This is a genomic window from Ruegeria sp. YTSC230, from assembly GCF_059609665.1.
The window spans coordinates 286,837-300,926 of the sequence record NZ_JBXWMC010000005.1; the positions used below are offsets into that span (position 1 = coordinate 286,837).

Consider the following 14,090-nt stretch of genomic DNA (forward strand, 5'->3'; position numbering starts at 1 on the left):
AAGAATGAAGAAAATTGCAACATTGGCGTTGGGTGCGGGCTTGATTTCAAGCCCAGCATTTGCTGGCGGGATCGAGGGGTTTCCGTCGGTAAACCGGTTCCTTTTTGAGCAGGGCCGCTATGTCGAGATCACCGGAGGATGGGCCGACTCAAAAACCGAAGGCACTGAGTTCGGACAGCCAACAGGTAACGTCACACCCAGCATTAGCGGCCTGTCCCTGGCCTACAAACAGGACGTAGGCGACAAATGGGCAGTCGCAATCCACGGCTTCAACTCGGTCAACTATAAGCTACTGTACCCAACCGGTACGGGCGCCCCGTCTGCTGGCACCAACGTTCGGTATCGCGGCACCGAAGTCGCCCTGATGGCGCGGTACAAGTTCAATGAAAACTTCAGTGCCTTTGCCGGGGTACGGTTCGAAAAGATTAACGATTTCAGCGGCGCATTGATAAATCCCTCTCTCAGCTACTCGCTGGATTCCGAGGGTGACTTCAACCCCGGCTTCCTTGTGGGTGCCGCGTATGAGATCCCGTCGATCGCGTTTCGCGCCGACCTGACATACTACTCGGAAATCGATCACGATCTGGATGGTGTCGAACAGTTGCAACCCCTTTCGCCATCTGACGTGACGACGCAATTGAGCACCCCTCAGACAGTCGCGCTGAACGTGCAAAGTGCGATCAAGGGCCCTTGGGGTGCCTTTGGATCGATCCGCTGGAGGAACTGGGATGATGTCGCCGTACAGTCTCCGGTTCTTGGCGGTCCTCTTGCGGAATTTGCGGAAAACTCGGTCGACTACCAAATTGGCGTCGGCTATTTGCTGAACCCGAAATGGTACTTCTACGGCATTCTGTCCCGCTCGGAACCTGAAGGCGGTTTTGTTGGCTTTGACTACGAAGGCGGCGGCAAAGGTATCACGCTGGGTGCCGTTCACTCGATTGGTCAGACCCGAATTCTGGTTGATGTCACATATGGTACGCTTGGCGATGTGAACGAACCTGACGCGGGCCTGCAGATCAGGGATGTTTCCGGCACCGCTGTACGTGTGAGCCTGTCGCATAACTTCTGATCCAGCACCCGACCGCGAACGCGGTCGGGATTGGCACCCCACTACGCGAATGGCCGCTGCTTGTTGCCTATTGCTTCGGCGGTCATTTGCTTCTCAAACGCGGTCGTTAGGTGCCATTGTCTAACACCTTTGACAAAAAACGATCCTTATGATCTGCTTTGAGTGATCGATCACTCACCGTCTTGCTGCAAGAAGTTCCGGAGGAGAATATGAATACCAGTACTGAAAGCCCACCGGTCAGCATGCAGCTGTTTTACGGGGCAGGCGGCATTGCCAACGGCATCTTGTCGAACGGTCTTAGCTTCTTCCTGCTTATCTACTACAATCTGGTCATCGGCCTTCCAGCTGAGACGGTGGGGTTTGCCCTTTTCATTGCTCTGATGTTCGACGCTGTGTCCGATCCTGTTGTTGGTTACTTGTCGGATAACACGCGTTCTCGTGCCGGCAAGCGCCACCCGTTCATCTACGCGGCGATCATACCTGTCGCGCTCCTTTTCTGGTTAATTTGGAACCCACCTGCAGCACTGACCTCAGAGACCCAGCTATTCTGGTTCCTGCTGATCACAACGATCCTTCTGCGGACGGCGATGACGTTGTTTGATGTACCACACAACGCGATGGTGCCAGAGTTGACCAAGGACTATGGCGGACGAACCATGTTGTCTGGCCTCAAGGTCTCGGTCACCTGGATTGCCGGTCAGATCATGGTCATCGCGATGTATGTGATTTGGTTGGTTCCGACCGACACGATGCCTTACGGCATCCTCAACCAGGCCGGCTATCAGGAAGCTGGCCTTGTCGGTGCAATCCTCATAGCGCTGGCTATCACTGTCACCGCATTGGGCACGCGCAAATGGCAGAATAGAATGCTGGATATTTCGCATGTGGCGACCTACAGCATCTCTGGATTTTTCAGACAGTTTTTCGCAGCGTTCAAGCTGCCTGCACTACTTGCCATCTTTGTCAGCTCGGCCGTTTTCGCGGTGGGCGCCGGGATCGGAGCAGCTTTGTGGACCTACCTGACCTCGTTCTTTTGGGAGCTAAACAATGACCAAATAGCTCTGATCCTGATGGCCAACCTGATCGGCGCTTTGATAGCGGGCGTAACCCTGAAACCTATCGCACGATCCGGCGACAAAAAATCGAGCGCCATATACTTGTCGATCCTCTCGGCAATTGTCGGTGTCGCCCCTTACGTGCTGCGTGAAATCGGGTTCTTCCCTGCAAATGGCACCGAACTTCTGATCTGGTTGCTGTTTGTTCACGGCATTCTGCAAATCATCCTGATTGTCTGGACCACATCTCTGCTGACGTCGATGACCGCGGACGTCGTTGAATTGGGTATCAGCCAGAACGGTTTCCAGAACGAAGGGATCATCACATCGGTCATCACATTCGTGCTTAAGGCGGGCACGGCTGGCGGGTTAGCGATCTCCGGAATGTTTCTGGCATATGTAGGCTTTCCGGAAGCGCCAGACCAATCGAACCTGACCCCCGAGGTCACCCGTGCACTGGGATGGAACTATGCCTGCCTTAGCCTCTTCATATACATGGCCTCGATTGTTGCCCTGATGTTCTACCGGTTGGACAAGGCGCAGTTCGACCAGCTTCAGGCAATCCATGACTAAACAGCTGGCAGGTCGCCCACGTGGACGGAGCTTCAACTGATCTGCAATGGGCGTAAGCCAGAAAATTACACTGCCTCTTCAAAGCCACGCAGTTTTTTGAGGCATAGGTAACCCTTCGTCGTGCCCACTTTGATGCGGGCACAAACCCCGAAAATAGATAGAGAAGTTCAATGCAATACCTCAAATCCCACCCTTTTTCCTGGATCATCTTCTTATGCTTGCTGTTGGCAACATGGTTTCAGATCTACGCAATCTGGGGGCTGCTGTTCATGTGGTGGGCCGCCTCATCCTTCATGACAGGCCAGGCCTTTTTGATTGAGACAATCGACAGCCAGGAAAACCCGCCCCTTTTCTACGCCATCACGATCATGTGGTTCGCCTTCGGGCTGCTTTACGTCGTGCAGGATCTCGCATGGCGTCTGTTTGGAATTTACATCGGTTAACTGTTCAGGAGAAACTCAATGACCAAAACTGCATTCATCGCTGGCCTTATGGCTCTTGCAGCATCTCAGGCGGCGGCCGGGGATATACAGATCGATATCTCTGGTGTCGATGCTGGACGCGGAGGCGTCATTCACATCCTGGCCTTTGACGATAAGACCGCGTTCGACCAAAGCCAGATGGCGAAAATCGTAGGCTACGCGAAGATCCCCGCCTCAGGTAGCACAGTTTCCGGCACGCTCGAGAACCAGAAACCCGGACAGCTTGCGATCATGATACACCACGACCAGAACGACAACGGCCAGTTCGAGATGAAAGGGCCGATCCCGCAAGAAGGTTGGGCATATTCCAAGGGCGCAGGCGTCAGATCGTTGCCGGCGTTCGAAGACGCGGCGATTGAATACGATGGCAATACCTCATCGCTTGGTTTGAAAATGAATTACGCAAACTAAAGCTACCTTACAAATTTGACCCCAACTGCCCCGGGAACGGGGCATTTTTTTGCGGATATCGAATTCTTCGGGTTGAAACGGCGGGGCTAATTTTTATTTTGTCTCACATGACAATTTATGCCAATCCCAGCTACTGTCGTCAGATCTAAAGGACCGCCATCCACCATGAAGTCATCCTTGGAAGACACCAGTCGATTCTTGATGCAGGCCACGCTTGGGGCCGATCAGAGGTTACTGCATCAGGTTAGCAAGACCGGCCCGGAACGCTGGTTGGATGATCAGCTGAACGCCCCGATCGGTAACAAAGGGCCGTTCGAAAAGTCCACTCGCAAGATTTGGAAGAGCTTCCGAAAGCGCCTAAAACGCGCGCATGGCGAATGGGCGATCAACGGCGACGGCAACAACCCCGCCCTGCCCTATAAATGGTATTTCCACATGGCCTGGTGGAACCACACCCTGACGCAACGCGACGATCTGCTGCGCCAGCGTGTTGCGCAGGCACTGTCCGAGATCCTAGTCATCTCGGACGCGTCATCGTTGGAGCTGGATGCCATCGGGATGGCGAATTACTATGACCTGCTCTATAAGCACGCGTTCGGCAGTTATTCAGACCTTCTGTACGATGTGTCGGTGCACCCGATGATGGGTATCTACCTGTCGCATATGACCAATCAAAAGGCGAACGAGGCCAAGAACACCCATCCGGATGAAAACTATGCGCGTGAGATCATGCAGCTGTTTTCGATTGGCTTGTTCGAGCTGAACCCCGATGGCACGGAAAAACTGGATGCCAGTGGGGATCCGATCCCGACCTATGACAATCGCGACATCAAGGAACTGGCTCGGGTCTTCACCGGCTTGCTGCCCGCAGCCTATGAATACGAGTGGAACACGTCGTTCTGGGAAGACAGCTATAATGGTTATCCAGTTCAGTTCGATGATGGGGTCGAAAAGGCCTATAAGACAGTGCCCTTCATTGACGCGACCAAACCGATGATCGTGGAAGAAGCCTTTCACGACCGCGGCGCAAAATCCCTGCTGAACGGTCGTCTGACCTTGCCCGGCGATCAGTCCGGCCCGAAAGAAATTCGTTCGACCATCGACCAACTGGTTGCCCACCCTACGACCGCGCCGTTCATCGCAACCCATCTGATCAACCGGCTGGTCACATCCAATCCCTCGCCCGCCTATGTCGAAGCGGTGTCGCAGGCATTTGGCTCAAACGGAGATCTGAAAAGCGCGGTTCGCACAATCCTGACCTACCCATTGACCAATGAGGTTGCCGCCAAACGTCTTCCTTCGGCATACAAATCCCCGACAAAATTAGTACAGTCCCAAAAGCTGAAATCGCCCCTGCATCGAGTCACGCAGGTTCTGATTGCGTTTGGAGCGCATAACCAGACCGGCAAGCTGTGGCTGCTGGGTGATGACATTCAAGAGGCGCTGCAGATGCATCCACTGTCCGCGCCCACGGTGTTCAACTTCTACAAACCCGATTTCACCCCGCATGGCGCATTGCAGAAAATGGGCTTTCGCGCGCCCGAGTTCGAGCTGCACACGGCCGCGACCTCGGTCGCTTATGTCAACAACATCTACTATTGGTTCTTTGGTGGCTACTTGCCGCTGGTTTCGACGCAAATCGGCGCGGGTCCCGAGCAGATGATGGTGATGGAGTTTGACCCTGATACACTATGGGCCAATTCCAAGAACGCGCTGCGTTTCGAATTGAGCGAAGAGATCAAAATCGCAAAGAACCGAGGCCGTCATGATGAGCTGATAGATCGGATTTCGGTCCTATTGACCGGTCGGACTGATGCCGAAGTGCGCAAACGGATCAAACAGGCTTATGTGCAATATGCGGACAATCCCGAATGGGTGGTGCAGACCATCGCCTTCATGATTGCCGTTTCCCCAGAATTCACCGTGCAGGAGGCCTGAGCCCATGCTGACCAAATCCTTTACGCGCCGGCAGTTTTTGGCCTCGACTGGTGCTGCCGCAACTGGCGCAATGATGGGTGCCGCCCTGCCCGGCTTGGCGCAAGCTGGGACGGGAATGATCAAGCCCGCCCGCAGGGCGCTTGTTTTTGTTATGCTGGATGGCGGAAATGACAGCTTCAACATGCTGGTACCAAATGACAAAATCGCGCACGGCCAATACTCGGAAACGCGGGCCAATCTTGCCCTTTCGCGAGGTGAGCTGCTGGACTTGGATACGCCCAAAGATCGGCTCGGCCGCCGCTTTGGCCTGCACCCGTCGATGCCCGAAATGGCCGAGCTGTTCGCTCAAAGGCGCCTCTCATTTGTCGCCAATGTTGGGCCCTTGGTCGAACAGGTCCGGAAAGAGCAGTTCTATGACGGCTCGGCCGCACTCCCCCTGGGACTGCTGAGCCACGCGGACCAGTTCAAACACTGGCAAACCTCGCGCCCGGATCTGCGTGTGAACGACGGATGGTTCGGGTTCTTTGCTGATGACCTGCAGCCCTCAAAATCGGCGCACGAGATCGGAATGAACATCTCGCTGGCCGGAAACAACATTGCGCAGAACGGTAAGATCGACTTGCCATATTCAATCACAGACAAGGGCAGCGTCGGTCTATACGTGAAAGAAGAGAAAAGTCCGCTCAACGACCTGCTTTTGGACAGTTTCAACCGAATGATGAATGCCGATCAAAACGGCGATCCCTTCCGCGAGACATATCTGAACCTGACCCGCGACGCGCAGTCCAAACACGAGACGTTCAAATCAGCAACCCGCGGGATCAAGATACCCCGGTCCTTCCCGTCTTCGGACCTCGCGCAACAATTGCGCATGGTCGCCAAAACGATTGCTGCCTCGGACCGGCTGGGTCACGAGCAGCAAACGTTCTTTGTGCGCTATATCGGTTGGGACCATCATGATGAGCTGTTGGCGAACCATGCCCGTATGCTGCGCGTGCTGTCCGAAGCCCTTGGTGCATTTCAGGCAACGCTTGACGATATGGGCTTGGCGGATCGTGTTGTGACGTTCACCGGATCAGATTTCGGCCGGACGCTGACGTCGAATGGCAACGGTACGGATCATGGTTGGGGGGGCAATACCCTGGTTATGGGAAATTCTGTCAAAGGTGGGCAGATTCTGGGGGACTACCCCGAACTTGGCCTGGCCAGCGACAACGCGCTTGATGTGGGCGACGGTGTTTTGATCCCAACGACCTCGACCGATCAACTTTATGCGGACCTGTCTCTTTGGTTTGGTGTGCAACCTTCGGCATTGAACACTCTGTTCCCAAATCTCAACAGATTTGCGGATGCGGCGGGCGGAGAAAGGCTTGGGCTTTTCGCCTAGACCCACCGCCCCAAACAGGTCGCCCCACCGGGAAGCTTGAACACTGCTTGCGTTAGATTATCGTCTGGTACGATGGGCACTAATGTAGAAAGCGCTGAAGAATGGTAGACACTCTAAACTTAAATTTACTGTCAGTATTGACAGTAAATTTCAACTAAGATATCTCTAAAATTCCGTTTCTGTGTAAGGGTAATCGCATGGGTCGCCCCTCGGTACAAGATCAACGTAAAAAAGAAGTCCTCGATGCCTTTATGTCGTGCGTCGTTCGCTACGGCGTCGAAGGGGCCACACTTGAACATATCGCGGCACAAGCCGGGCTGAAGCGCCCACTGATCCGCCATCACCTTGGCAACCGCAAAGCCATGGTTCTGGCGCTAGGTGAGCATGTCGTCGAAACGTTCAGCAAACAGACCGAAACATTGCGCGTTGCGCTGGACGAACATCCCGATGTCCGCAATCTGATCGAGGCCCTGTTCAACTCTGACGGTGAGATGGATCCCCGGATAAACATTTGTTACCAGGCACTCGTCAACTCGATTGAGATCTACCCGGAGCTTCGCAAACCGTTGCTGGAATCGATGGAGGCTTTTTACAAGGTCGCGATAGATATTGTTCTTGCCTCACACCCAAAAGCCGACAAACAAGCCTGCGAGATCGTCGCACACGGAATCATAAACCTTTTTATCACCACGGATGCTTTCGTTCCGCTTAAACCGCCAAAAACATGGGGTTATTCGTCCTACTTCGCCGCGCTGAAACTGGCTGAAACATTGGAAGAAAAAACCTGACGGCGACGGCCAGGCCAACGGCCGGGTTAATCATAACTAACCGCAAGCTTGTCCGTCGTGGCAACCGCCTGGCAAGACAGGACCGCACCTTTCGCGATCTCATTATCATCCAAAGCGGTTCGCGCCCGCATATGAACTGCGCCCTTTTTCACCTGACACCGGCACGCGCCGCAGACCCCAGACTGGCAGGAATATGGCGGCTCCAACCCCGCCTGCTGAGCAGCTTGTAAGATCGTCTGACCGGATGCCATCTGAACCGATTGTCGCTGACCGTTCAGCATTATATCCACAACAGCATCAACGCCCTTGATACTGTCATCGGTCTCTTGCACGCCGCCGTAGCTTTCCATGTGAATCCGATTGGCAGGCACATCCAAAGACATAAGCGCGTCTCGAACCGCTTTGTTCATCCCGCCGGGACCACAGATGTAGTACTGGGCATTCTGGGCATAAGGCGGATTTTCTGTGATCAGCGCCTCGATCGCATCCTTGTCGATGACACCCCGGCGCCAATAAGCGAAACTGGACCACATTGAGGGTTTGGACAAAAGGTGATGCACCGTCAGGCGTTCAGAAAAAGCCTGCTGGTATGCGGCAAACTCATCTTTGAACAGGATACTGTCCGCGTTCGCATTACCATAGGCCAGATGCGCAACCGACCAAGGTTCGGCCAAAAGCACAGACTGAAGCATTGAATGCAACGGGGTGATGCCACTGCCAGCCCCAAAGAAGTAGTGTGTGCGCCGTTCTTCCGTGTCTGTATCCAGACAAAAACTGCCGAATGGCGGCATGACGTCGATCACATTACCCTTTTGAACCGTATCGTTGATATGATTGCTGACGAGCCCCTTTTTCACCCGTTTGACGGTGATACGCAGCGGATCCCCTGAGACGGGCGAAGACGAGATCGAATAGCTTCTGCGCACCTCTTCACCCTTGATCCAAAAGCGAAGGGTCAGGTGCTGACCGGCACGCCAGGCAAAGTCTTTGGCCAGATGTGGCGGCACGTCAAACATGACGGATTTGGCCTGCCCGCCGATCTCACTACGCGTTTCAAGCACCTCAAGCGGGTGAAAATCTCTGGTCATTTAAGCCTCCGAAATTCGTGCCAAGCGAATGGGCGGGATGTGTGATGATACCCGAAATGGGCCGGGTGTTTGAATTGAACGGTTTAGGCATTGGCACCCTGTTTTGATGCTGGCGCGTTGATCCGCTCGGTAATCTCGGACAAGCGCGCGAGGCTTTGCAGGACCATCGGCAAAACCACGACCGATTGCACAAACTCGAACGAATAGGTGACAACCGAGAATATCTGCCCTGCCGTCGCCCCGCTTTGCGTCGCCGCAAACCACAGATTGAAGGCCAGCATACTGAGCAAGACAGCAAAAATCGCAGCGTAGACAAGTGCCTCGGAATCCGACAACCAAACCTCATGCGTGCGCAATCGAAACAAGTGTTGGCCGATCTTTTTCAGATCCATGCTTTGCAACGCAGTCACCTGTCTTTCTGACTGGTGGTTCAACAGCCCATTCAGGCGGAAGAAGCGACGCGAAAACAGGGTAAAGATGATCAGGATAATCACAGCAGCGGTCCCTGCGGCGGTGGCAAGTGCCCCGTGAAAGGACATCAGAATACCGACCGAGACCAGAACCTGCACAACTGCACCCATCGATTCAGGGGCCTCATTTTCCAGAAAATCAACCAACTCGCGGGCCATCAGAACACGCGCATTCAGCACCGAGACTTCGCGCCCCGCATCCCGTTCGGCCTGCGCCTTGCCCAATTCGACGCGGATCGTGCCATAGGCCCGCGTGTCGTAAACACGCCGCAACGTCGACACAACCAGCAGCGCTGCCATCGCAACACCGAAATGGATGAACGACGTGTAGTCCCCATTCGACAGGCCGTCGATCGAATAGCCGATCAACAGGGGAAGGAAGATAAACAACCCCGTTGCAACCAAGGTCAGACCCCAGGTCGTTTCGATTTTTGTGCGGAAGACCCGCAGTAAGGTCGCAATCGACAACCGGTCGTCGGGGTTGATCATTCTTCTTGCAACCAATCGCGAACGACCTTTTGGTGCTGAACTACGGGGCTTTCCCCAGCGGCGGCTGGGCCAACCTCGAAATAAGGCGAAGTCAGGGATTTCTGTTGCTGTTCACAGGCATAGATGTCCTCTTGCGTGAAATCGCCCGAGGCCATCGGATCGTTTTCATCATACGCATCATCACCGTCATATTTGCCTTTGATGCCGAAATTGTTCCAGAAGGACGCCGACCGGGTGGCCTGTTTCGAAAACTCCCAGCCCGAGGCATTGGCAACACGCGTCCGGTTCAGAATCCGCGTCCTGTCCGGAGCAAGCGGGGTAATGATAAAGACGTTCCACACGTCCTCGGACGCGCCAATTCCTACCCCTGGAAACAGCATCGGCACCCATGCACCATTCTGATCTTCGGGAACGACCCGAGGCATCTGAAGCTTTTTGTTCTGATCTTTGGCGAACTCTGCGACCGGCGGTTCCCAAAAGATGTAGTGCGGCCCATACCAACCATATTGCGCATTGGCGTGGTCATACATCTGTAAGGTGTTCGAATGCAGGTGGCTCAGATGGTAGACGTCGATGTAGTTCTCGACGACGATCTTCCAGTTGGCCTTGATCTCATAGGTGTTGGATGTGTCCTCGTGCTCCACCAGCTCTTCTGGCACGTGCGGCCCGACTTTGTCGTCCACATCGCCGAACCATTTCATGATCGACCCTGCGTTCGGGTCGGGATGCACAAACAACATACCCTTCCAGATATCGACCGAAGCAGGCTTCAGGCCAAGGCAGGACTTGTCGACGGACTTATATTCGCGATGCTCATCCGGGACCGAGATCAGGTTGCCCTCTAGATCATAGGTCCAGTCGTGATAGGGGCAGGTCAGCGCTTTTTGGGTCTTTCCCACGGCGCGGATCAATTGGGTGCCCCTATGTCTGCAGATGTTGTGGAAGGCCCGCAGCCTGCGATCCCTCCCCATGACGATGAACAAGTTGTTCAATCCCGCCTGAACCGAAAGATAATGGCCTGGCTCGGGCAAATCTTCCATAAAACCAGCAAAACGCCATGTTTTTGAGAATATCTCTCGCTGTTCTCGGTCGAACCACTCCTGCGATGTATACGCCTCTGCAGGTAACTCATGGTACATTTGCGGCATGCTGTCCCCTCCTAGGGCCGTCGTCTTCACGGTTGGCAAGCTAAACGTTTTGACCTCAGCAACAGTGGTTAACACATGCCCGATCTTACGGTGCTTTGAAACGAGATAGGCAAACAGCAAACAACTGTCAATGGTGACAATTTAAAGAATGAAATCAGCCGAAACATGTAAGCAATTTTTTGCGATGTCCGCTGTTTCGATCGGTGTCATCTCGCACATTACCTAACGATACAATTGGATTAAGGCGCCTGCAGAGATTTGGCACTCAACAAAATTTGCTTGGCACTATACAGAGCGGCATCACTTTCAAGACGGACAATTCACCGATGCCCTCATTCAACATTTGCGTCAATTTCGCCCTCGCGCTGATGCTAACCGCCTGTGCCAGTAGCTATGATCGGACAGCACTTACGCCGACGCCCGAGAATTGCGAGACCTTTCTACCGGTTGGAATAACCCCGGACAGCCGGTATTTCGAGGATGATAGTCGCGACCGTCTGGCAACTCTCAATGCGGAAATGCGTAAGACGCTAGCACAGGTTCCAAGGGGGCAAGGTCTGAACATTCTTGCGCTGTCAGGCGGCGGCCAGCACGGCGCTTTTGGGGCCGGCGTTCTAAATGGTTGGACCGACAAGGGCACACGCCCTTCCTTTGATGTGGTCACCGGAATCTCCACCGGCGCGCTAATTGCGCCCTTTGCATTCCTCGGCCCGGATTATGACAGCCGCCTGAAGCGGTTCTACACCGAAACCGCGACCCGGGATGTCGTGCGATTAGACGTTTCGGGTGCCGTCTTTGGGCGTGGTTTTCTGACCAAAGCAACGCCACTGAAAGCGGCAATCAAGCAAGAACTGACCGACGATCTGATCCGCGAGATCGCGGAGCAGCACAGATTGGGCCGCCAGCTTTTGATCGGCACCACCAACATCGACGCGGAACGTCCGGTGCTGTGGAACATCGGAGCTATCGCCCAAACCGACACACCGGGCGCACGGGAGCTGATCCGGGATGTAATTTTGGCCTCGGTCTCGATACCTGTCGTATTCCAACCAGTTACAATCAAGGTGACCAATGGCGAAGTTCAACGCGAAGAACTGCATGTGGATGGCGGTCTGACCCGCGAGATTTTTGCCTACCCATACGACTTGCAGATGCGTTGGCTATTGCGGGACACTGGGCTGAGCAACCAAAAAAACCGCATTTGGTTAATCCACAACAAAACGCTGGAACCGAGTTTCGATCCCTTGCCCGGAAATGCAACCGCAGTGGCTAACCGCGCGTTCGAGATGCTGATCCGTTCGCAAAGCCTGGGCAATATCGAAAGCATCCTGACCCTCGCGAACCGGGACGGGTTTCAAGCCAACATCACCTATATACCCAAGGAATTTCAAAGAAAGCCGCAGGAACCCTTCGACCCCGAATACATGACCGAACTGTTTGCGATCGGTTATTGGGCCGGACAGCATAAGGAAGGGTGGATCTATGATGCGCAGCAGTGGCAGTGAAGAGGACTTAAGGCCCGGCCAATTACTGAAGCAGACAATCAACAAGATGTTTGAACAAAGCGCAAATAACTGCAAGATAACGGGGCAAATCATGAGCAGACCGCATAGATGGTAACGCCACGCCGCCTCTTCCCCTCAATTTCATCACTCCGCGCCCTTGAAGCGCTGGATCGCTTAGGCTCGGCTTCTGCGGTCGCTGATGAGCTTGCCCTGACCCAAAGTGCCGTCAGCCGGCAATTGCAAACACTGGAAGCCCAGCTAGGTGTCGATCTGATCCGTCGGGATCGCAAACGCCTGCTGCTGACGCCGGTTGCGCAGGAATATGTAGCCGAGGTTCGGCAAGGCCTGAACCAGATCGCTCAGGCCTCGCTAAAGCTGCACATGGCTCCTATTGGTGGCACCTTGAACCTTGCGATTTTGCCGACGTTCGGAATGCGGTGGCTAGTGCCCAGATTACCCGAATTTGCCCGAATGCACCCGGAAATAACCATCAACATGTCGACCCGCCTGCGTCCGTTCAGTTTCACCGCTGAACCCTTCGACGCGGCGCTGCATTTTGGAGAACCCGATTGGCCCGGCACGGATCGGCTGTTGCTGCGTGTGGAAAGTGTATTGCCGGTTTGCGCGCCATCCCTGCTGCCCAAAGGCGCGCCGCCATCACCGCGAGATCTGCTGAAACTACCATTGCTGCACATCCAGACCCGGCCCCACGCCTGGCAAGAATGGTTCAGTCATATGGGGACAAGCCATCCCGACGCATTGCCCGGAACGATTTACGATCAATACACAACGATCAATCAAGCGGCGGTTCACGGTCTTGGCGTTGCGTTGTTGCCCAACTATTTGATCGAACAGGACCTCGCGACAGGCAAACTGATCGCAGCCTTCCCGGGCGCGGTTGAGATGATGGGCGCCTACTATCTTGTTTGGCCTAAAACCAAGTCGGACGACCCGTCGCTGCGCAGCTTTCGTCACTGGCTGTCCACGCAGGCCCAAACCGAAGAGGGCCTGCCGCGCTGACGTCGTCGGATGCGACCCGACTTGGCAATCACAAAGTTTCCGTCAGCAATGAAGCCGCCCGCCTCAATTCGGTGCGCCAATTTGACGGCGCATCAAGTGCGGCCAGTGAATCGAGGGACAGGAAGATCGTTGAAATGCCCTGCGCCACGGCCTTCACCCGTTCTGGTGTGGCGTCGGGCGACACGCGAGCAAAGAACTTTTCTAGAACCGCCACAAAACGTGCCAGGACTTCCAGCAACGCCTCCGCAAGTTCGGGATGATCCCCGACTGATGCGGATAACCCCTGCCACGCAGCAGCAAGCCGTGGGTCGATCTCTTCATCTTCGGCAAATAGGATTTCCAAGAGCTGATCGCCTGTTTCGATCTGTGTAAGATGACAATCCAACTCCAATGTCAGATTGTTGAACGCGTCTGCGACATGCTGATTTAGCGCACCAATCATCTGGTCACGATTGCCAAGGTAGTGCCGTAACAAAGGTCGCTTCACACCCGCCTCGGCCGCTACACGCTGTTGGGTGGCGCCATCAAGCCCGTACCGGGCCACGCAGGTCATATAGGCATCAAGGATTTCTTCTGACCGTTGCGGTTTTAAACTCGGGCGCGGCATAGCGTTTCCAGTCTCTCCATCAGGCTCAGGACAAGAGCCCTTGAAATCTTGATTAATCGC

13 protein-coding genes are annotated in these 14,090 nt (G+C 54.6%); 9 read left to right on the forward strand and 4 right to left on the reverse strand.

Annotated elements, in window-relative coordinates:
• Positions 1–4: 4 nt before the first annotated feature.
• The 7 genes from AC2FD9_RS12305 (at position 5) to AC2FD9_RS12335 (ending at position 7,703) form a co-directional block, all read left to right on the forward strand.
• On the forward strand, positions 5–1,069 hold the full coding sequence (locus AC2FD9_RS12305; protein WP_496837107.1) for a hypothetical protein: 1,065 nt from the start codon (positions 5–7) through the stop codon (positions 1,067–1,069).
• Positions 1,070–1,278: 209 nt separating this feature from the next.
• On the forward strand, positions 1,279–2,697 hold the full coding sequence (locus tag AC2FD9_RS12310) for an MFS transporter (RefSeq protein ID WP_496837109.1): 1,419 nt from the start codon (positions 1,279–1,281) through the stop codon (positions 2,695–2,697).
• A gap of 224 nt (positions 2,698–2,921) precedes the next feature.
• Positions 2,922–3,140, forward strand: coding sequence for a hypothetical protein (locus AC2FD9_RS12315; protein ID WP_496724799.1), 219 nt, complete (start codon positions 2,922–2,924; stop codon positions 3,138–3,140).
• A gap of 18 nt (positions 3,141–3,158) precedes the next feature.
• A complete protein-coding gene (locus tag AC2FD9_RS12320; RefSeq protein ID WP_282119331.1) occupies positions 3,159–3,590 on the forward strand; it encodes a DUF2141 domain-containing protein in 432 nt (143 codons plus the stop codon).
• Between the two features lie 165 nt (positions 3,591–3,755).
• Positions 3,756–5,528, forward strand: coding sequence for a DUF1800 domain-containing protein (locus AC2FD9_RS12325; protein ID WP_496837111.1), 1,773 nt, complete (start codon positions 3,756–3,758; stop codon positions 5,526–5,528).
• A gap of 4 nt (positions 5,529–5,532) precedes the next feature.
• Complete coding sequence (locus tag AC2FD9_RS12330; protein ID WP_496837113.1) at positions 5,533–6,915, forward strand: DUF1501 domain-containing protein; 1,383 nt, start codon at positions 5,533–5,535, stop codon at positions 6,913–6,915.
• Positions 6,916–7,112: 197 nt separating this feature from the next.
• Positions 7,113–7,703, forward strand: coding sequence for a TetR/AcrR family transcriptional regulator (locus AC2FD9_RS12335; RefSeq protein ID WP_058276671.1), 591 nt, complete (start codon positions 7,113–7,115; stop codon positions 7,701–7,703).
• Between the two features lie 26 nt (positions 7,704–7,729).
• On the opposite strand, the gene AC2FD9_RS12340 is transcribed toward AC2FD9_RS12335, so the two are convergent.
• The 3 genes from AC2FD9_RS12340 to AC2FD9_RS12350 form a co-directional block, all read right to left on the reverse strand.
• Positions 7,730–8,791: a 2Fe-2S iron-sulfur cluster-binding protein gene (locus AC2FD9_RS12340; protein WP_282169593.1), complete on the reverse strand. Its 1,062-nt coding sequence runs from the start codon at positions 8,789–8,791 to the stop codon at positions 7,730–7,732.
• A gap of 83 nt (positions 8,792–8,874) precedes the next feature.
• On the reverse strand, positions 8,875–9,750 hold the full coding sequence (locus AC2FD9_RS12345; RefSeq protein WP_496837115.1) for an ABC transporter six-transmembrane domain-containing protein: 876 nt from the start codon (positions 9,748–9,750) through the stop codon (positions 8,875–8,877).
• Positions 9,747–10,898, reverse strand: coding sequence for an aromatic ring-hydroxylating oxygenase subunit alpha (locus AC2FD9_RS12350; protein WP_496837116.1), 1,152 nt, complete (start codon positions 10,896–10,898; stop codon positions 9,747–9,749). The genes AC2FD9_RS12345 and AC2FD9_RS12350 overlap by 4 nt, the downstream gene beginning before the upstream one ends.
• Positions 10,899–11,224: 326 nt before the next feature.
• On the opposite strand from AC2FD9_RS12350, the gene AC2FD9_RS12355 reads away from it, so the two are divergent.
• Both AC2FD9_RS12355 and AC2FD9_RS12360 read left to right on the forward strand, forming a co-directional pair.
• Positions 11,225–12,403 carry a patatin-like phospholipase family protein gene (locus AC2FD9_RS12355; protein ID WP_496837118.1) on the forward strand — a complete coding sequence of 393 codons (1,179 nt, stop codon included), beginning with the start codon at positions 11,225–11,227 and terminating at the stop codon, positions 12,401–12,403.
• Positions 12,404–12,511: 108 nt separating this feature from the next.
• On the forward strand, positions 12,512–13,423 hold the full coding sequence (locus tag AC2FD9_RS12360; protein ID WP_496837120.1) for a LysR family transcriptional regulator: 912 nt from the start codon (positions 12,512–12,514) through the stop codon (positions 13,421–13,423).
• A 28-nt stretch (positions 13,424–13,451) separates the two neighbouring features.
• Here AC2FD9_RS12360 and AC2FD9_RS12365 read toward each other — a convergent pair whose 3' ends face one another.
• Entirely contained in the window at positions 13,452–14,030 is a 579-nt protein-coding gene (locus AC2FD9_RS12365; RefSeq protein WP_496837121.1) for a TetR/AcrR family transcriptional regulator, read from the reverse strand.
• Positions 14,031–14,090: the final 60 nt, after the last annotated feature.

Bases quoted from the DNA above. Each gene is read 5' to 3' on its own strand.
- AC2FD9_RS12305 (WP_496837107.1), top strand. From the start codon at position 5: ATGAAGAAAATTGCAACATTGGCGTTGGGTGCGGGCTTGATTTCAAGC.
- AC2FD9_RS12310 (WP_496837109.1), top strand. From the start codon at position 1,279: ATGAATACCAGTACTGAAAGCCCACCGGTCAGCATGCAGCTGTTTTAC.
- AC2FD9_RS12320 (WP_282119331.1), top strand. From the start codon at position 3,159: ATGACCAAAACTGCATTCATCGCTGGCCTTATGGCTCTTGCAGCATCT.
- AC2FD9_RS12325 (WP_496837111.1), top strand. From the start codon at position 3,756: ATGAAGTCATCCTTGGAAGACACCAGTCGATTCTTGATGCAGGCCACG.
- AC2FD9_RS12330 (WP_496837113.1), top strand. From the start codon at position 5,533: ATGCTGACCAAATCCTTTACGCGCCGGCAGTTTTTGGCCTCGACTGGT.
- AC2FD9_RS12335 (WP_058276671.1), top strand. From the start codon at position 7,113: ATGGGTCGCCCCTCGGTACAAGATCAACGTAAAAAAGAAGTCCTCGAT.
- AC2FD9_RS12340 (WP_282169593.1), bottom strand. From the start codon at position 8,791: ATGACCAGAGATTTTCACCCGCTTGAGGTGCTTGAAACGCGTAGTGAG.
- AC2FD9_RS12345 (WP_496837115.1), bottom strand. From the start codon at position 9,750: ATGATCAACCCCGACGACCGGTTGTCGATTGCGACCTTACTGCGGGTC.
- AC2FD9_RS12350 (WP_496837116.1), bottom strand. From the start codon at position 10,898: ATGCCGCAAATGTACCATGAGTTACCTGCAGAGGCGTATACATCGCAG.
- AC2FD9_RS12355 (WP_496837118.1), top strand. From the start codon at position 11,225: ATGCCCTCATTCAACATTTGCGTCAATTTCGCCCTCGCGCTGATGCTA.
- AC2FD9_RS12360 (WP_496837120.1), top strand. From the start codon at position 12,512: ATGGTAACGCCACGCCGCCTCTTCCCCTCAATTTCATCACTCCGCGCC.
- AC2FD9_RS12365 (WP_496837121.1), bottom strand. From the start codon at position 14,030: ATGCCGCGCCCGAGTTTAAAACCGCAACGGTCAGAAGAAATCCTTGAT.